Below are 18,336 nucleotides of genomic sequence, written 5' to 3'. Positions count from 1 at the left end.
ATCCTTACTTGCAAACTTAGCAACACTTCCCCTCATTGTACTTGAATAATTTAAAAACACATCAAAAACAACAAATGATAACAATTATCATTTGCATTTAAATATTTGTTAGTATATTTTAAATGATGAGATATTAAATAAACATCAATTAAACACTGTTGATAAGGAGGATATATGAATATCAATAAAGTACAAATTGAATTGCCTAGCTATATATTAGAGCAACTATTGCAATCAGGATTATTGCATGGTGGTGATTGTAAATGCCTAAACGCCAATGCTAAACAAGTGCTATGGCATACTCTATTAGCAACAAGCCTTAATGGCGATTTGAAAAAAGTGAGTCGTTTATGTGCTTAAAAACCTCAACTGAATTTAACCAACTTGAAGCTTGGTTATCTATATTAATCTCAACCTATAAATATCATCCAAGCTGTGGCTTAGCAAAAACAATTAGTTACTATTTGGCAAGACTATTACGCCATGACGATATTCAGTTTTGTGGCGAAAAACGCTGTGAATATGTGGTGATGCAAAAGTTTTGGCGTTGGCAAGCGCATCACTAATGTCTTAGCCTCATTCGAATTTCTGACTGTAAATATTGCTCAAGGGCTTTTTTACCGGTAAACCCATAGGCACTACAAACGTTAGAAATACTGTGCTTTTGCATAATGCGACTTATGAGTACAAATAATGCATCATCTTCTATTGTTGACTGCTGAGTGAGCAGTTGCGTTAACCAGAGATGCAAACTAAACGCACAGCTTGAAAACTGCCGATGGCCTTGAGAAAAAGCCTCAATATTGGCCAGATCACGATCAGTTAATAATGCTAAAGATGTTGCTGGACACTTTTGCAGAACTAGTGCGACAAGTTGTGCTGATAAATATTTGTATTCATCCTGGAGAAGATAATCAAAACTTCGATAGAACTCAGTATTAATATCAACGAGTGCATTAGATGCTTGCTCAGTCAGTGGTTTTAATACTAAGGCTGATTGTTCGCCACTAGCTTTGTCTTTGTTAAAGCCAATACGGGCCAGTGAAAAATCATTCGTTAGCCAAAATGAAAGTAAGCTCGCAGTCGCACCAAAGCTTGACGCTAAAAAATCAGCACCTTGATGCGATGCAAAACCAGATATTTCTTGCATAAAATGGGTGCCGATGCCCTGTTGCTGCAACTGTGGGTGTACAGCAATTCTCATAACTCGCAGATATTGATAGTTAAAAGCATACTCAATACCACAATGGGTTAATAACGACTGAGGGATAAAGTTATTTTTTAGCCGCCGCGTAGATTGAGTTACCGCCTTGATATCATCAGCATCAATACTGTTTTCATACAACCGCCCTTCATTAATCAATAATGCAACGGCTACAACCTGCTGTTCCGCTTCAGACTCTGAGAGTAAACAAACCAATTGCACTTGATGATTATCTAACAACATTTGTACATCACTGGGTTTAGTTTGATAATGTGCGGTAACCAATACTCCAAAGAGCTGTTTAAACAAAGATTCGTGCTTGATCAACTCAAGCGCTGTAAATTGTCTAAACTTTAGTCTTGATGGGGATAATGTCTGTGGCAACATGGCCAGTTTAGGCAGTTCAGCATTAAGCAAGCAGCTTTCAAAAACCAACTGTTCAAGGGGATCACCTGCTCGCCATCGGATTGGCTCATGAATATGTAAATTAACCCATTGTGAATATTTTTGCTTTAATGTCTGCTGAAACTTTAAAGTAAAACCACGACCTGCACCTTCATAGCCATGAATAGTGCTAGAAAAAACCAAGCGTGAATATTTGTCGAGTAACTGTTCAAGTAAATAAATGGGAATAGCCGCCGCTTCATCAACAAGTACTAAACTAGCAGAAGGTGGTTGTTTCAACAAAGCATCGATAGCAATAAACTCAACCGAGCCAAGCGCGGTGATAAATTTGCCATGCTCTAAGACACCACAAGGCAAACTCTGAGCTAACCTGTCAAAAAATATCGCTAACGAAGCTATTTCTGGCGCCGTAATTACCAGCCTTAATGGATTGTCTTTATTGGCATGTTTTAGCAATTTAGCACATGCTATAGCTAAAGCTGAAGATTTTCCTCTGCCTCTATCTGCGGTTAATACCAAAGGCTGGTTTCTTTTACCTTTAACAACTTTGATCACCGCTTCAACAGCAGTTAATTGCTCTTGCGTTTTACAATGATGTGCAAAACAGGGGGCAAACTTTTCAACAAGCTTGGCCGAATCATCAATAAATGGTTGAGTGACTTTGTAAGAAGGATCTTCAAGAGATTGTTCAATCAGACAATGTGATGAATAAGTAGACAGTAACTGAAAAAAACGACGATAGAAATAGCTTTGTGTTGAGGATGACTTATCTTTAAGCAGTAAAAAAAATACACCTCCTGCCACTAACGTCCCCGACAATACAGCGAAGGCATCTATAGACAAGGTAGCAAGCTTATCTTCTAATGCATTAAACACTACAAAATTACTTTCGCTTCCTAATTTGTCGCGAAAGCGCTGCTTGCTAACGTTGGGCTGAAACATTTTGCTTTGACCATAAATTAGGCAAATTTGATTTTTGGTAGCAGAGCAAGCTGCTTTATGAACAACAGGCTGCAATAATGAACTCGCCCAACCTTCATCACCAATCAGCACAACTAAACGACGCTCATTCAGCTCTAGCGCTGAATGTTGATAGTGTTCAAACCAAGCAGAAAATGCCCTGTTTTGCATAGATATTTTATTCTGTTTTTTAATTCTATTTAGCACAATAGTTTAGCAAGCAATAGCTGTGACACCAATAAAATTAATAGAAAGTTTTATTGAAAAATAAACATTACTTGCCTATGTTGATAAATATAAACTTGAAAAATATTCCTCTTTTTATGGGTTCAGCTTATGGTAACTGATGAAAGTTTTCTTGATGACATTGATAAAGATGATGAAGATAACGAACAATATGTAGATATTGAAACGAGAGAGATTGCTGAAAAAAAAGCTCAAGAACAAGCAGAAAAAAACTTGCTTGCACGCAAGCGTATCGATGAGCTGATGGAAGCAAAAAGACTTAAGGAGCTATTAGATGATGAGGATGATTGGTAACAAGGCTAGCCGACTATAACAACCTCCCCTTTACACGACCACAAAGTAAGGTTCGTGTTTATCAAACAAATGACGTATGATTTAGCGACATAATTTTTTAATAAAAATATAAGTTTACCCTATGCTTACGTTAAAAAAACCTAAACTGTTAACCCAAGCACTTTGCTCAGCATTATTATTATCAAACGTTAGTACCAGCCTTCATGCTAAAGAGCAAAGCAGTATTGATAATGTGGCCGTTTTAGCCTCTAAAATTGAAGCTGACGTGATAAAATGGCGCCGGCATTTCCACCAAAATCCTGAGCTATCAAACCGAGAGTTTGAAACGGCTAACACTATTGCCAAGTATTTAAAATCTTTAGGGTTAGAGGTTCAAACGGGCGTCGCCAAAACCGGAGTGGTCGCACTACTTGATTCAGGAAAACCTGGCCCTGTAGTCGCACTGCGTGCTGACATTGACGGCTTACCAGTGACTGAAACGGTTAACTTACCTTTTGCATCAAAGGTAAGATCACAATATAACGGACAAGATGTTGGCGTAATGCATGCGTGTGGACACGATACCCACATTGCAATGCTGATGGGCGCAGCTAAGCTGTTAACCTCAATGAAAGACAAGCTGCACGGTAAAGTTAAATTTATTTTTCAGCCAGCCGAAGAAGGCGCTCCTGAAGGTGAAGTCGGTGGCGCTGAGGTTATGGTCAAAGAAGGCGTGTTAACTAAACCCAATGTTGATGTGATTTTTGGTTTACATATTAGCTCAGGTAAAGAGGTGGGCACAGTTCATTATCGTGCTGGCGGCATAATGGCAGCAGTAGACCCATTTAAAGTGGTTGTTGAAGGTAAACAATCTCATGGCGCTTACCCTTGGAACAGTGTTGACCCAATTGTAACTTCAGCACAAATAATTATGGGCTTACAAACCATTGTCAGTCGTGAAGTTGAATTAATAGACAGCGCTGCCGTTGTCACTGTTGGTATGATCAACGGCGGAACTCGCTCTAATATTATCCCAAACAAAGTTGAGATGGTTGGCACAATTCGTACACTCAACCCTGAGATTCGTCAGCATATTCATAACGCTGTTCACAATAAAGCCAAAAGTATTGCTAAAAGTATGAACGCACAAGCAACTATTACTTTGCCCTTAGATTATAGTTACCCTATTACCTATAATGATGAAGCCTTAATGGCTGAAATGTTACCAGTACTACAGGCAACTGCAGGGGTAGCAAAGACCCAAGTAACCAATCCAGTTACGGGTGCTGAAGATTTCTCTTTTTTCCAAGAACAAGTGCCTGGTTTGTATTTATTTGTTGGTGGCCGCTCAAAAGACACACCAGCAAATCAAGCGCCCGATCATCATACCCCTGAATTTGAAATAGATGAAAGTGGCATGAAATTGGGGGTTGAGTTATTAACTAATTTGACATTAGATTATATGAGTAACCATAAATAGCGTATTCTTGCTTTATTAAGATACAAAAACTTTTTTATTATATTGAACTGTAAGTAACCTTATGACTTTATTTGAAAAACTTCGTTGCCTATTTACTTTTGGTCAAGGTGTAGCCTTACCATTACCTGAAATTACCGCCGATTCTACTCCATTACCTTTATTTACCCAATGGTTTGAAGAAGCAAATAAAGCGGGGATTTTGTTACCTGAAGCTATGTCTGTCAGTAGTTGTAGCCAAAGTGGACAACCTAGTTCGCGCATGGTGCTATTGAAAGACTTTGATGACCAAGGCTTTGTGTTTTTTACCAATTACGGTAGCCGTAAAAGTCAAGAGTTAGCAGAGAATAGCAAGGTGGCATTATTATTTCACTGGAATGTATTGCAAAGGCAGGTTCGTATTGAAGGAAGTGTTGAAAAGGTTAGTCAACAAGAATCTGAAGCCTATTTCCATAGCCGTGACCGCGGTAGCCAAGTAGGTGCTTGGGCCTCAAAACAAAGCCAAAAAATGAGCCATGATGGCGAACTCAAACAGCGCATGGCTAAATATAGCGACAAGTATGCACAAGGTGAAGTTCCTCACCCTGAGTTTTGGGGCGGATGGCGAGTAAAACCCAGCTACATTGAGTTTTGGCAAGGTCGTGCAAACCGATTACATGACCGTGTGTGTTTTGAAAAACAAGATGAAGCTTGGCAACACTTTAAGCTTCACCCATAACGTAGTGCTGCAACAAGCCGTCTGCGACTAAAATCCCCCTTAGTTTTTGCCTTTAACCTTGGCTGGTTTCGGAATCACTTTAGGTTTAACACATTGAGGAAGCTTGCCGCTTTTTTTCTCAGCCAAATAAAAAGGCTGAGAAACAGCGAGGTGCTGGCTTAACTGTTCAATACGGGTTTGGTTAGATGGATGGGTAGACATAAACTCAGGAGGTGAATTTTTACTTAACTTAGCCATGTTTTTCCATAATTGCACACTCGCTTGAGGCTCGAATCCTGAACGCGCCATTAAATCTTGACCAACAATATCTGCCTCACTTTCATGAGAGCGGCTATAAGGCATAATCACACCGTATTGTACACCTAACCCTAACCCTGCAACCCAAAGACCTTTGTTTTCAACTTCAGTAGCGCCAAGTGCTATTGTTGCCACAGCCATACCAACATTAGATAGCTTATTAGCAGACAGGCGCTCGTTAGAATGGCGCTCAAGCACATGTCCTACTTCATGCCCCATAATAGCCGCTAATTGGTCTTGGTTTTCAGTAACCTCTAAAATCCCTGTGTAAACACCTATTTTACCTCCAGGTAAAGCAAAAGCATTGACTTGTTCAGAATCAAAAACCACAACTTCCCACTCACCTTGATGAGCTGACTGTGGGACATTTGACGTTATAGCATCCGCGACACAAAGTACAAAATCATTAGTGGCTTTATCTGTGCTGATAGGAATTTCTTTTTTCATTTCTTCAAATGAAGTAATCCCCATAGTATTGAGTTCAGTATCAGAATAGAGTGCAACTTGATTCCTTCCTGTAGAAGAAGTGGAACAAGCTGATATGGCTAGCAAAGTAAAAGCAACAGATATAAAGTTTTTCATAGGCGTATGTAATCGTTTGAATTGAATAAAATGATAGTAACACCGAAAAATAAAAAAGCCGAGACATGCTCGGCTTTTTTACACTCGATAAAACAAACTGTGATACAGCTAGCCACCCACTAGGGCTAATAATATACCGGCTGCAACTGCTGAACCAAGCACGCCAGCAACATTGGGTCCCATGGCGTGCATCAGCAAGAAGTTATGCGGGTTAGCTTCTAAACCAACTTTATTAGCCACACGTGCTGCCATAGGTACTGCAGAAACACCCGCTGCACCAATTAATGGATTAACCGGCACGCTAGACAGCTTATTCATCAGTTTTGCCATCAATACACCTGAGGCAGTACCAATAGAAAAAGCAACCGCACCTAAGGCTAAAATCCCTAATGTTTCAACATTTAAGAATGCCTCTGCACTAAGCTTTGAGCCAACACCTAATCCTAAAAAGATGGTGGTGATATTAATTAACTCATTTTGCGCTGTTGAACTCAAGCGATCGACAACACCCGATTCTCGCATCAAGTTACCTAAGCAAAACATACCGACCAGTGGTGTTGCTGCCGGCAAAAAGAATATGGTCATTAATAACACGCCTAATGGAAAAACAATTTTTTCTATTTTTGTCACCGGGCGAAGTTGCGCCATTTCAATTTTACGTTCATCTTCAGTGGTTAGTGCCTTCATGATGGGTGGTTGAATGATAGGAACTAATGCCATATAAGAATAGGCTGCCACAGCAATAGCGCCCAGTAGTTCTGGAGCTAATTTTGATGCCAAGAAAATAGCCGTTGGACCATCAGCTCCGCCAATAATTGCAATGGCTGATGCATCTTTCAAGGTAAACTCAATGCCAGGCACAACATTTAAGGCAATCGCGCCAAACAAGGTGGCAAAAATACCAAACTGCGCTGACGCTCCCAATAATAAAGTTTTAGGGTTAGCAATCAAGGCACCAAAATCGGTCATTGCCCCTACGCCCATAAAGATTAATAAGGGGAAAATTCCAGTATCAATACCTGCGTAATAAATATAATGCAGTAAACCGCCCACTTCTGAAAAACCCGCCACAGGAATATTAGTTAAAATAGAGCCAAACCCCATGGGTAATAATAATAACGGTTCAAAGTTTCTGGCAATAGCAAGATAAAGCAAGCCACAGCCCACTAACATCATGATCACTTGGCCTAATTCAAAGTTTGCTAGACCAGTTGATAGCCATAATTTATATAACGAATCCATTAGATCCCCTACGAAAAGCTAAGTAAGGCATCACCAACAGCAACAGAGTCACCTTCTTTGGTATGCACATTAGTAATTACACCCGAGTTTACGGCACGAATTTCTGTTTCCATCTTCATCGCTTCCATAATGATAACGACATCGCCTGCTTCAACAGTGTCTCCCTCATTAACGAACACTTTAAAAATATTTCCTGATAATGGCGCGTTCAAGGTTTCTTCCGCAGAAATCGAAGCAGATTGCTTAATAGCATCATCACCGGCAGGGTGTGTTATTTCCTCGATAGAGCCGCCTGGTGCAACTACAACATCGTAAATTTTCCCATCAACACTTACCGCATAGTTTTCAGGGCCCGAAGTTGCGCTTGGCTCTGCTGAAGGCGAAGCCTTAGCACTAGCTTTGGTTGGAATAGGTTCAAAGGCACTCGGGTTGTTACGATTTTCTAAGAATTTCAAACCTATTTGCGGGAATAAGGCATAGGTTAATACATCATCAATAACCTCATTGGCTAATTCGATATTTTTCTCTTTAGCTAGTCCTTGCAGCTCTGCTGATAGCTTATCAACTTCTGGGTCTAGTAAATCTGCTGGTCTACAAGTGATGACCGAGCCTCCATCTAATACTCGTGTTTGCAACTCAGCATTAACCGGCGCAGCTGTCGCCCCATATTCACCTTTTAAAACACCCGAGGTTTCTTTGGTGATAGATTTATAGCGCTCACCTGTAAGGACATTAAGCACAGCTTGAGTGCCGACAATTTGTGAGGTAGGGGTAACGAGAGGAATATACCCTAAATCTTTACGTACTTTAGGGATTTCAGTTAATACTTCATCAAATTTATCGGCTGCACCTTGCTCTTTAAGCTGGTTTTCCATGTTAGTTAACATGCCACCAGGCACTTGTGCTGTTAAAATACGCGCATCAACACCTTTTAAGCTCCCTTCAAATTCTGCATATTTTTCTCTCACATCACGGAAATATGCCGCAACTTCAGCCATTTTTTCAATATTTAAGCCTGTAGCACGTTCACTACCGTCAACAATAGAGGCAATGGTTTCTGTTGGTGAATGACCATAGGTCATGCTCATTGACGAGATAGAGGTATCAATGACATCTATATCACTATCAATCGCTTTCATCTGGGTAGCAATACTTAACCCTGTTGTTGCATGACAGTGGAGTGCAATAGGCAAAGAAATACTTTCTTTTAACTTGCTAATTAATTCGGCAGCGTTGTAGGGCTTTAATAAACCAGACATATCTTTGATACATAAAGAGTGTGCTCCCATGTCTTCAAGTTGCTTAGCCATGGTAATCCAACCCTCAAGCGTATGGACAGGGCTTTCGGTATAACTTAATGTACCTTGAGCATGCGCGCCAACTTTTACCGCAGCCTTTATCGATGTTTGTAAGTTACGCACATCATTCATAGCGTCGAAAATACGAAATACATCAATACCATTAATATGTGCACGTTCAACAAACTTTTCTACAACATCATCAGCATAGTGGCGATAGCCTAAAATATTTTGTCCACGAAACAGCATTTGTTGTTTGGTGTTAGGCATAGCTTTCTTCAATGCACGAATGCGTTCCCAAGGATCCTCACCTAAATAGCGAATACAAGAGTCGAATGTTGCCCCACCCCAAGACTCAATAGACCAATAACCAATTTCATCTAAGGTTGGGGCAATTGGCAACATATCTGCTAAACGAAGACGTGTTGCTAAAATTGATTGATGGCCATCTCTTAAGACAACTTCGGTAATACCTAATGGTTTGCTCATGATTGTGCCCTTATTTTTTTACTTTCTGTGCAACAGAAAGTTGTTGAGAGTGTTGTTGGCGATAGCGAGTTACCGCGCCGCTAATTGCTGCCACAATAGCAGGTGATATATCACCGCTGGCTGCTTTTTTATTATCTTTGTTTGAGCGAGTTGAAGTGGCTACAATTGGATCTGGAAATTTAACCGCCAACTTTGCTAGTACTGTGTTAATAAAGATAATCAATAAGCTTAAGAAAGCGAATACAAATACCATTCCAGCCAGCATAAGTGTTCCAGCTTCTAAAAACTGCTGCTCCATATTGTTCATTTTTTGTTCTCACTCGAAAATTTAAGAAATTAGAATAATCACTCCAATTATTAAAAACAAACATTATTTTGCAGTTTCAGAAAAATAATTTTTCGTCAAGTATCATTTTGTCTTATATTCAGTCTTTTTTACTAAATATTCAAACAAAACTGCATAAATAAGATACTGTATACAATATTATTTCAGTGAATATCTACTATTCAGGAGAAAAAACACCTATATTATACAATATACCTTAAAGATGCTTTTATTCATTTATATTGCATATTATTCATTGTCAGATAAAAACATCAACACACTTGTTATCTGTATCAAACTAAATTAGGATGTTTTTCAACCTATTATCTAAGGTCACTACCTAATGACATCTAGCAGCTTAGCTATTGCACCAGCAAACACGGCAGACTTTCGCTTACTTGCGAAAAAACGACTTCCAAGACAGTTATTTGACTATATTGACGGTGGTAGTTATCAAGAGATTACCTTAGCCAATAATATCAATGCTTTTGCCAAACTCTTTTTGCGTCAAAAGATCTTGCGTGATGTGAGCAAAATAGATCTCGGTATGACCTTATTTAACCATAGCATTAACTTGCCGATAATTCTTGGACCTATCGGTTTGGCTGGCTGCTTTGCAAGAAGAGGTGAGCAACAGGCGTTAACAGCATCAGTTACACACAATATTCCCTTTTGCCTTTCTACCGTTGGTATTTGTTCTATCGAGGAATTAAAAGCCCAAACGGAGCAAGCCTTTTGGTTTCAACTGTATGTAATAAAAGACCGAAACTATGCCATTAATTTGCTTTCCAGAGCTAAAAATGCAGGTTGTGAAACACTCATATTAACAGTAGATTTACCCGTGTTAGGAGAGCGCTACCGCGACATACGAAATGGCTTATCATCAAGTGCTACTAGCAAAAGTATACTCAGTCTCTTCAAGCGGGGCGCTGACGTGGTTAGCCATCCTAAATGGCTTTGGGATGTTGCAATTAGAGGCAAACCATTAACCTTTGGTAATTTATCTGCTGCGGTGCCAAATGCCCACTCCCTAGATGATTTTAAAGGCTGGGTCGATAATCAGTTTGATCCTAGTATGACCTGGGACGATCTTCAGTGGATTCGAGATAACTGGTCAGGAAATTTAATTATTAAAGGCATTTTAGACAGTGATGACGCAAAAAATGCAGTCAAGCTTGGTGCAGATGCTATTGTAGTGTCCAATCATGGAGGACGCCAATTAGATTGTGCGCAAGGCTCATTAACCGTGCTCCCCGAGATTGTCACTGCGGTCAATAAACAGTGCAAGATAATAATCGATGGTGGAATTCGTAGTGGTTTTGATGTGGTAAAGGCTTTAGCTTTAGGTGCTGATGCCTGTTTGCTTGGGCGTGCATGGGCTTACGCATTAGCTGCTAATGGTGAACAAGGAGTAAGTCAGTTACTGACACAATTTGAAAATGAGTTACGTGTTGCAATGGCCTTAACAGGCGTCACCAAGGTTAGTGATATTACTAGTGACATACTCGTTCAGCCTTAAATGCTCAATGAAAGAATGTGGCGATTACTGAAGGCGTCGAACCTGTGACCGCAAAGGGATTCAGTCGTAGCCAGCTTTCACCTAGTCATATGCTATCCAGCTGAGCTACGCACTCATGGTCTACCATTGAGTAATACCAGTTTCATTAATTAGGTGATCTATTTTATACGCAGGAAAAACAGCCAAATACAAGGCATTTATTTTAATAACTAGTTGTTCTAATTGTTAAATAAATAACGCCGTAGTTGGTTGTTTTAACCAGTAGAAATGATCACATAGTTAGTGAGATTGGTATAATCTGTAGGCGAAAAAAAACCAATCAAAAGATTGGTTTCTTAACTTCTCGAAAGAATGTGGCGGACGCGGCAGGAGTCGAACCTGCGACCGCCTGGTTCGTAGCCAGGTACTCTATCCAGCTGAGCTACGCGTCCGCGGTCATATTTATTTTTTCAGCTTTAATATTAGCTTATCTTCATTATTTTTCCACTTGAAGAAAAGTGGCGGACGCGGCAGGAGTCGAACCTGCGACCGCCTGGTTCGTAGCCAGGTACTCTATCCAGCTGAGCTACGCGTCCGCAATTAAGATGTTTTTTAAATCGTTACTTGCCCGATTCGCGAACTCAGTTCGTAGCCAGCAACATTAGATAATCTATCCAACTGACAACGGATCCGCAATTAAGATGTTTTTTAAATCGTTACTTACCCGATTCGCGAACTCAGTTCGTAGCCAGCAACATTAGATAATCTATCCAACTGACAACGGATCCGCAATTAAGATATTATTTAAATCGTTACTTACCCGATTCGCGAATTTTCATTTCGCAGCCATTACCAACCTAAGTTAAATAATGGCGGAGAGGGAGGGATTCGAACCCTCGATCCGGGATAAACCAGATACTCCCTTAGCAGGGGAGCGCCTTCGGCCACTCGGCCACCTCTCCAGTGGGTGCGAATATTAATGGATCTCAAAAATAAGTCAAACTTTTTTATGAATTTATTGATAATTTCTAACTGTTTGTTGACAATTCACTCAATTCTGTCGATTTTCATCCACTCCCGGCTAATTTTAGCCCATAAAAAAAGCACCATTGGCTATGGTGCTTTTTATATATGAACGATTGAAGTATACAAATTATACGTTGCCAGCTCCTTCATTATCGTCCTTCTCAGCTTGAATTCGCATATAAATTTCTTCACGATGTACTGAGATTTCTTTTGGCGCATTAACACCTATTCTTACCTGATTTCCTTTAACGCCTAAGACGGTAACAGTGACTTCATCACCGATCATTAATGTCTCACCAACGCGTCGTGTTAATATTAACATTGCATCTTCCTTTTTTTAAATTGAGAATCACTAAATAAATATATATAAGCTAGTAATATATGAAGTTAGTCTTTTTTCCGTAATACACTATAAGTAATAGTAAATATTATGAAAAAATCCACTTTTTAATTAATTTAAGTTCCAATACCAAAATTAATTAAAATGAAACGCCATTCTATCAAGGTTAGCTTTACTTTGAATAGAGCTAAAAGCCGTTTTTTTATGCTATTTATCGCTTTATTGATTTAGCTTAACACCCAGATAACATTTCTGATTAAAATTCAGCCAAAGGTGCCTAAAGACAAATTTCATATAATCTACTTACAAAAAAACCAATGTGGTTAGCATTGGTTTTTGGTGTTAACTATAGAAAACAGTGATTAGTTTAATTTTTCATTTAACCAAGGTTGAACCGAAGCCAGCGCTTTGGCAATATTTTCAGGTTGGCTTCCTCCAGCCTGTGCCATATCGGGTCGGCCTCCCCCTTTACCACCCACTTGCTGAGCAACCATATTCACTAACTCACCAGCTTTAACTTTACCGATTAAGTCTTTGGTCACCCCTGCAATTAACCCAACTTTGCCCTCGTTTGCAGTAGCAAGCATGATAATGCCTGATTGCATTTTATTTTTCAGCTCATCAACCATAGGGCGTAAGGCTTTACTTTCTATGCCATCTAAATCCGCAATAAGTACTTTAATCCCGTTGATATCAATTGCTTTACTGACTAAATCTGAGCCAGCCTGTGCCGCTAATTCTTGCTTTAATTGGCTAATTTCTTTCTCTAGAAGTTTAGAACGGTTAATTAACTGTTCAACTTTACTGTCAACGCTAGACACATCTGCTTTAACTAAGCCTGCCACTTTCGCTAAGCGGGCACTTTGCTCGTTAATAAAGGCTAATGCCCCAGTAGCCGTAACCGCTTCAATACGTCTTACGCCTGCAGCAATACCGGATTCTGAGACTATTTTTAATAATCCAATATCACCGGTACGCTCAACATGCACACCACCACAAAGCTCAGTAGAAAAATCACCTAATGTGACCACGCGTACTTCATCATCATACTTTTCGCCAAAGAGTGCCATCGCACCTTTTTCTTTCGCCTCATCAATATGCATAGATTCTGTTTCTTTAGCGTGATTACGTCGTATTTCATCATTGACTAGCTGTTCAACATCATATAATTCTTGAGCCGTCATGGCTTCAAAATGAGCGAAATCAAAACGTAATTTGTCGCTATCACATAAGGAGCCTTTTTGGGTCACATGTTGACCTAAAACTTTGCGTAAAGCAGCATGCAGCAGATGTGTTGCTGTATGATTTTTAATAATTGCTGCGCGGCGTTTGCTATCAATTTCAGCTTTAACTCGACGATTTAAACCAACATCGGTACGCGCCACCCCTTTATGAGCGAAAGCGTTACCAAGTTTAATCGTATCTTCAACCTCAAACACTCCGCCATCAAGGTGCAATAAACCAGAGTCACCAACCTGACCACCTGACTCAGCATAAAAAGGGGTATTATCTAAAATAACTAATCCTTGTTCTCCAGCACTCAGCTGGTTCACTGCTTCTTGATCTTGGTCGTTGAACAACTCCACCACAGTGGCAGAATATGAATGATTATTGTAGCCTTTAAAACCAGTTTTATGATCAGATTTTAACTGTTGATTATAGTCTGTACCAAACTGACTAGCTTGCTGGGCGCGTTCACGTTGCTCGCCCATTGCGCGATCAAATCCTTCGTGATCAATATTTAAATGGCGCTCACGGGCGATATCAGCCGTTAAATCCGCAGGAAAACCATAAGTATCATAGAGTTTAAATACATCATCACCATTAATAGTATCGCCAGATAAATTAGTTAATACCTCTTCAAGCATTAACATACCTCGATCTAAAGTACGACCAAATTGCTCTTCTTCTATACGTAACAGTTTTTCAATAGTGGCTTGTTGTTGCACTAATTCTGGGTAGGCCTCGCCCATTTGCGTTATTAGCGATTTTACTAATTTATGGAAGAAGTGTTCTTTTGCTTCAAGCTTATGACCATGACGAATAGCACGACGTATTATACGACGAAGCACATATCCTCTACCTTCATTTGATGGGACAACACCATCGACAATTAAGAAACTACAAGAGCGAATATGATCGCTAATCACGCGTAACGATTTATTGTTTAAATCATCACAAGATAATAATTCAGCCGTATCTTTAATCAATGCTTGGAATAAATCGATTTCATAATTGCTGTGCACATTTTGCATAATAGCTGAAATACGCTCTAATCCCATACCAGTGTCAATTGATGGGTTAGGTAATGGCTCCATATCGCCATTTGCTTGACGATTAAACTGCATAAAAACGATATTCCATATTTCTATAAAGCGGTCACCATCTTCTTCTGGCGACCCTGGAGGACCGCCCCAGATATCTTCACCATGATCATAAAATATTTCGGAACATGGGCCACAAGGCCCAGTGTCACCCATAGACCAGAAGTTATCTGATTCATATTTTTTATCTGCTGACTTATCACCAATGCGAATAATTTTTTCAGCCGGCACGCCTATTTCATTATTCCAAAAGGCAAAAGCCTCGTTATCGTCAGCATAAATAGTAACTAATAACTTTTCTTTAGGCAGCCCTAAAATAACGGTTAAAAATTCCCATGCAAACCGAATAGCATCTTCTTTGAAATAATCGCCAAAACTGAAATTACCTAACATTTCAAAAAAAGTATGGTGACGAGCGGTATAACCAACGTTTTCTAAATCGTTATGCTTACCACCAGCGCGCACACAGCGTTGTGCTGAAGTAGCACGAGTGTAACTGCGTTTTTCAGCGCCTAGAAAAACATCTTTAAAAGGAACCATTCCAGCGTTGGTGAATAGTAAGGTTGCATCATTACCAGGTACTAATGAGCTACTTTTAACAATTTGATGTTGTTTGGTGGCAAAAAAATCTAAGAATGCCTGACGTACTTCGGCGGTGCTTTTAATCATGGGAACCTTAATCATTCTGTTTGTTCAATAATTACTAACTACTAGCGTGCGTGCTTACTAGTGTTACTACTTACTATCGCAAAAATTTCATCAGATGAAAATCCGCGATATTGCAAAAATCGTATTTTTTTGGCTTGCATTTTTTGGTCTACTTGGGCCTCGCTCTCCCATTGCTCGCCAAAACGCTTATTATACGCAAGCTCAGCTTGAAGATACCAATCAATTTCGCAATTTTTCTGCAATTGTTGAATAATAGTTGAACAAACCCCCTTCTGTTTCAGCTCATTGGCAATATATCGCCAGCCATACCCCCGATTAACTCGGTATCGACAGGTACTTTGAGCAAAGCGAGTATCACACAGATAGTTTTTTTCAAGTAATCGCTCAATGGCTAATTCAATCTCATTTGCCTCGTATTCTCGGGCAGAAAGCTTTTGACGCAATTCAAACTCAGAGTGTTCACGTCTCGCCAATAAACCTACACCACATTGTATTGCCGTTTGATTTGGCGGTTTTTTCTTTGCTGATTTTTGATTTTCATCAATATCCATAGACTTGTTTACTACTATTATCGTTTTAAGTTGTGGTTCACAATAAGGTTAATTGCCTTGCTTGCAGTTCGGTCACTAGATTATCCTCATCTGCAAAGCCTAAGGTTAAACCAAGCAAACGCACGCCTCTGCTTTTTCCTCGAGTTAACGCTTTGGTTAATAAGGTGTGATAAACATCAAGCTCAGGCGCTATATTCTGCTGTTCAACGGTGGTTTGGTTGAAGTCGTTAAACTTTACTTTAATACCTTGGCGTACAATTTTTCTGCCCTCTACTTTCGCTAGTCGTGCTAATAGCTTCGGATGCAAACTCTCAATAACAGTTAAACATTCGGCTTCGGTATAGATATCACTTGCCAGTGTAGTTTCTATAGCTAATGACTTTCGTTGTCTGCTGACATCAAGTTCTCGATTATCAATGCCATGGGCTTTTTGATATAAACTCGAAGCAAATTTTCCAACAATAGTATTAAGCTTAGCTACCGAGGAGGCTCTAACATCCGCACACGTGGTAAAGCCCAAAGATTGTAATTTTTGATAGGTTTTAGGGCCAATACCTGGGATTTTTTTCAAGGACAATTGTTCAACAAATTCTGAAACCTGTTGAGGAGAAATAACACATTGACCGTTAGGTTTATTTTCATCACTGGCTATTTTAGCAATAAATTTGTTTGGAGCAACACCCGCTGATGCTGTTAGCTTAAGTTCATTGAATATATCGTGCCTTATTTTTTCAGCAATAAGGGTAGCGCTGCCTTGGCACATCGTTGAGTTGGTAACATCTAAATAAGCCTCATCAAGCGATAACGGCTCGATGAGATCAGTATAACGGGCAAAAATTTCACGAATATGTACTGACACTGCTTTGTAGACTGCCATTCTACCTTGCACTATGGTTAACTCTGGACACAGCTGTTTGGCTTTAATAGCCGACATAGCCGAGCGAACACCAAATTTTCTCGCCTGATAATTACATGTACAAAGTACACTGCGAGGGCCGTCACCGCCAACAGCTAACGGAATACTTCTATAGTGCGGAAAATCCCGCATTTCTACCGCTGCATAAAAGCAGTCCATATCGATATGAATTATTTTCTTCATATCGATATTTTACTGTTATTTTATACAGTGTCAATATCATTACGATCAGTGTTTAGCTGCGTACTCCTCAACTTGTTGCCATACTCGCATTAAATTACCCGACAGTAATTTTTTAATGTCTGGTTCGCTATATCCGCGCTGCAATAAACCTTCAATTAAATTTGGGTAACCTGAAACATCTTTTAATGTTTGTGGAAGAATACCACTCACTCCATCAAAATCTGAGCCTATACCGACATGATCTATACCCACTAATTTAACCACATGATCAAAATGATCAAGCACTAACCCCAAGGTGCCAACATCATAAGGGTGTTGTAATTCATACGCAGCTTCAAATTCATCAATTTTATTTTGATCCGCTTCAAGCGCTTCATCTAAATTATTTACTTTAATGAAGTCTGCTTTTTGTAATTTATAGGCAGCACTTTGCTCCCTGAATTTTTGAGAAGTAAAAATCCCGCTAAAGGTCATTTGAATGACCCCACCATTTTTTGCTAGTAAGGTGATCATTTTATCTGACATATTGCGCTCAAAACCAGGCGTAAAATGTCGAGCTGATGAATGCGAGGCTATGACCGGCACTTTACTGATTTCCATCACTTGATAAAACGCTTGATCTGAGACATGAGAGATATCGACCATGACCCCAAGGTTATTCATTTCAACAATTAATTGTTTACCAAAGTCAGTGAGCCCTTGAGCAGGTCGATTTTCATCGTAAGAGGAGTCTGAAATATGATTTGTTTTAGCATGAGCCAAAGTAATGTAACGAATACCACGTTGGTAAAAATGTTGTAAATTAGCTAAATCGCCCTCGATTGGACTGCCATTCTCCATGCCCATGGGCAATGAAATTAGACCGTTGGCAAAGTTATCTTGCACTTGTTGTGTGGAATAAGCTAAGGCAAATTTATCCGGTGATTGTTTGACAATTGCTTCAACGTCATCAATAAGTTTATCTGCTAATGCTTTACTACCACCTGTTTTTTGCAGCTTAGATGGGATGTAAATTGACATAAACGCAGCATCTAAACCACCTTTAACCGCTCTTGGGTAATCAAAATCACCTTTTTCGGTGGCTTTGCTGACATCTTCATATTCTTCCTCAAGACGATAAGGAACATCGATATGGGTGTCGACAATGATGGTTTCTTTCGCTATTTTTTTCGCCTGTTGGGCAATCGTCATCACCTTAGGTGTTGCTGGATCTTTTACTAATGCCGTTTTATCTTCGCAACCAGTTAATATTGCTGTTGAACAAAGGGTAATCAAGGCGAGTTTGCCCAGAGTAAATGATTTCATAACCTGAC

Annotated in this window: 16 protein-coding genes and 3 tRNA genes; 6 read left to right on the top strand and 13 right to left on the bottom strand. The window is 39.7% G+C overall.

Annotated elements, in window-relative coordinates:
- Nucleotides 1-174 precede the first annotated feature (174 nt).
- Together ABXG98_RS02375 and ABXG98_RS02370 are read left to right on the top strand one after the other, a co-directional pair.
- Complete coding sequence (locus ABXG98_RS02375) at nt 175-360, top strand: hypothetical protein (protein WP_353537071.1); 186 nt, start codon at nt 175-177, stop codon at nt 358-360.
- Nucleotides 351-566, top strand: a complete 216-nt coding sequence (locus tag ABXG98_RS02370; RefSeq protein WP_353537070.1) for a hypothetical protein — start codon at nt 351-353, stop codon at nt 564-566. The genes ABXG98_RS02375 and ABXG98_RS02370 overlap by 10 nt, the downstream gene beginning before the upstream one ends.
- Here the strand turns inward: ABXG98_RS02370 and ABXG98_RS02365 are convergent.
- On the bottom strand, nt 563-2,740 hold the full coding sequence (locus ABXG98_RS02365) for a tRNA(Met) cytidine acetyltransferase TmcA (protein WP_353537069.1): 2,178 nt from the start codon (nt 2,738-2,740) through the stop codon (nt 563-565). The two genes, ABXG98_RS02370 and ABXG98_RS02365, sit on opposite strands and share 4 nt — an antisense overlap.
- A gap of 165 nt (nt 2,741-2,905) precedes the next feature.
- Here ABXG98_RS02365 and ABXG98_RS02360 point away from each other — a divergent pair, with 165 nt between their 5' ends.
- The 3 genes from ABXG98_RS02360 (at nt 2,906) to pdxH (ending at nt 5,283) form a co-directional block, all read left to right on the top strand.
- A complete protein-coding gene (locus tag ABXG98_RS02360; RefSeq protein WP_353537068.1) occupies nt 2,906-3,109 on the top strand; it encodes a PA3496 family putative envelope integrity protein in 204 nt (67 codons plus the stop codon).
- A gap of 121 nt (nt 3,110-3,230) precedes the next feature.
- Nucleotides 3,231-4,568 (top strand): amidohydrolase, encoded by a 1,338-nt coding sequence (locus ABXG98_RS02355; RefSeq protein WP_353537067.1) that lies wholly within the window; start codon nt 3,231-3,233, stop codon nt 4,566-4,568.
- 61 nt (nt 4,569-4,629) lie between these two features.
- The gene (gene pdxH / locus ABXG98_RS02350) at nt 4,630-5,283 is read left to right on the top strand and encodes a pyridoxamine 5'-phosphate oxidase (RefSeq protein ID WP_353537066.1); all 654 of its coding nucleotides are present in this window, start codon (nt 4,630-4,632) and stop codon (nt 5,281-5,283) included.
- Between the two features lie 39 nt (nt 5,284-5,322).
- On the opposite strand, the gene ABXG98_RS02345 is transcribed toward pdxH, so the two are convergent.
- From ABXG98_RS02345 to ABXG98_RS02330, 4 genes are all read right to left on the bottom strand, one after another.
- On the bottom strand, nt 5,323-6,162 hold the full coding sequence (locus ABXG98_RS02345) for a M48 family metallopeptidase (protein ID WP_353537065.1): 840 nt from the start codon (nt 6,160-6,162) through the stop codon (nt 5,323-5,325).
- Nucleotides 6,163-6,270: 108 nt separating this feature from the next.
- The gene (locus ABXG98_RS02340; protein WP_353537064.1) at nt 6,271-7,404 is read right to left on the bottom strand and encodes a sodium ion-translocating decarboxylase subunit beta; all 1,134 of its coding nucleotides are present in this window, start codon (nt 7,402-7,404) and stop codon (nt 6,271-6,273) included.
- 8 nt (nt 7,405-7,412) lie between these two features.
- Nucleotides 7,413-9,191: a sodium-extruding oxaloacetate decarboxylase subunit alpha gene (gene oadA / locus ABXG98_RS02335; RefSeq protein WP_353537063.1), complete on the bottom strand. Its 1,779-nt coding sequence runs from the start codon at nt 9,189-9,191 to the stop codon at nt 7,413-7,415.
- 10 nt (nt 9,192-9,201) lie between these two features.
- On the bottom strand, nt 9,202-9,498 hold the full coding sequence (locus tag ABXG98_RS02330; RefSeq protein WP_353537062.1) for an OadG family protein: 297 nt from the start codon (nt 9,496-9,498) through the stop codon (nt 9,202-9,204).
- A 361-nt stretch (nt 9,499-9,859) separates the two neighbouring features.
- Here ABXG98_RS02330 and ABXG98_RS02325 point away from each other — a divergent pair, with 361 nt between their 5' ends.
- On the top strand, nt 9,860-11,035 hold the full coding sequence (locus ABXG98_RS02325; RefSeq protein WP_353537061.1) for an L-lactate dehydrogenase: 1,176 nt from the start codon (nt 9,860-9,862) through the stop codon (nt 11,033-11,035).
- A gap of 354 nt (nt 11,036-11,389) precedes the next feature.
- Here ABXG98_RS02325 and ABXG98_RS02320 read toward each other — a convergent pair.
- The 8 genes from ABXG98_RS02320 to ABXG98_RS02285 all read right to left on the bottom strand — a co-directional run bounded on the left by ABXG98_RS02320 (nt 11,390) and on the right by ABXG98_RS02285 (nt 18,328).
- Nucleotides 11,390-11,466 (bottom strand) — tRNA-Arg (locus ABXG98_RS02320).
- 67 nt (nt 11,467-11,533) lie between these two features.
- Nucleotides 11,534-11,610, bottom strand: a tRNA-Arg gene (locus tag ABXG98_RS02315).
- Nucleotides 11,611-11,884: 274 nt separating this feature from the next.
- Nucleotides 11,885-11,976, bottom strand: a tRNA-Ser gene (locus ABXG98_RS02310).
- A gap of 191 nt (nt 11,977-12,167) precedes the next feature.
- Nucleotides 12,168-12,362, bottom strand: a complete 195-nt coding sequence (csrA, locus tag ABXG98_RS02305; protein WP_353537060.1) for a carbon storage regulator CsrA — start codon at nt 12,360-12,362, stop codon at nt 12,168-12,170.
- Between the two features lie 380 nt (nt 12,363-12,742).
- On the bottom strand, nt 12,743-15,373 hold the full coding sequence (alaS, locus tag ABXG98_RS02300; RefSeq protein WP_353537059.1) for an alanine--tRNA ligase: 2,631 nt from the start codon (nt 15,371-15,373) through the stop codon (nt 12,743-12,745).
- A gap of 41 nt (nt 15,374-15,414) precedes the next feature.
- Nucleotides 15,415-15,924 (bottom strand): recombination regulator RecX, encoded by a 510-nt coding sequence (gene recX, locus ABXG98_RS02295; RefSeq protein WP_353537058.1) that lies wholly within the window; start codon nt 15,922-15,924, stop codon nt 15,415-15,417.
- Nucleotides 15,925-15,961: 37 nt separating this feature from the next.
- The gene (dinB, locus tag ABXG98_RS02290) at nt 15,962-17,023 is read right to left on the bottom strand and encodes a DNA polymerase IV (RefSeq protein WP_353537057.1); all 1,062 of its coding nucleotides are present in this window, start codon (nt 17,021-17,023) and stop codon (nt 15,962-15,964) included.
- A 45-nt stretch (nt 17,024-17,068) separates the two neighbouring features.
- Entirely contained in the window at nt 17,069-18,328 is a 1,260-nt protein-coding gene (locus ABXG98_RS02285) for a dipeptidase (RefSeq protein WP_353537056.1), read from the bottom strand.
- Between the last annotated feature and the right edge of the window lie 8 nt (nt 18,329-18,336).

It is taken from the genome of Colwellia sp. KU-HH00111, from assembly GCF_040362745.1.
Lineage (GTDB): Bacteria > Pseudomonadota > Gammaproteobacteria > Enterobacterales > Alteromonadaceae > Colwellia.
This window is presented reverse-complemented; position numbering and strand designations above follow the sequence as displayed.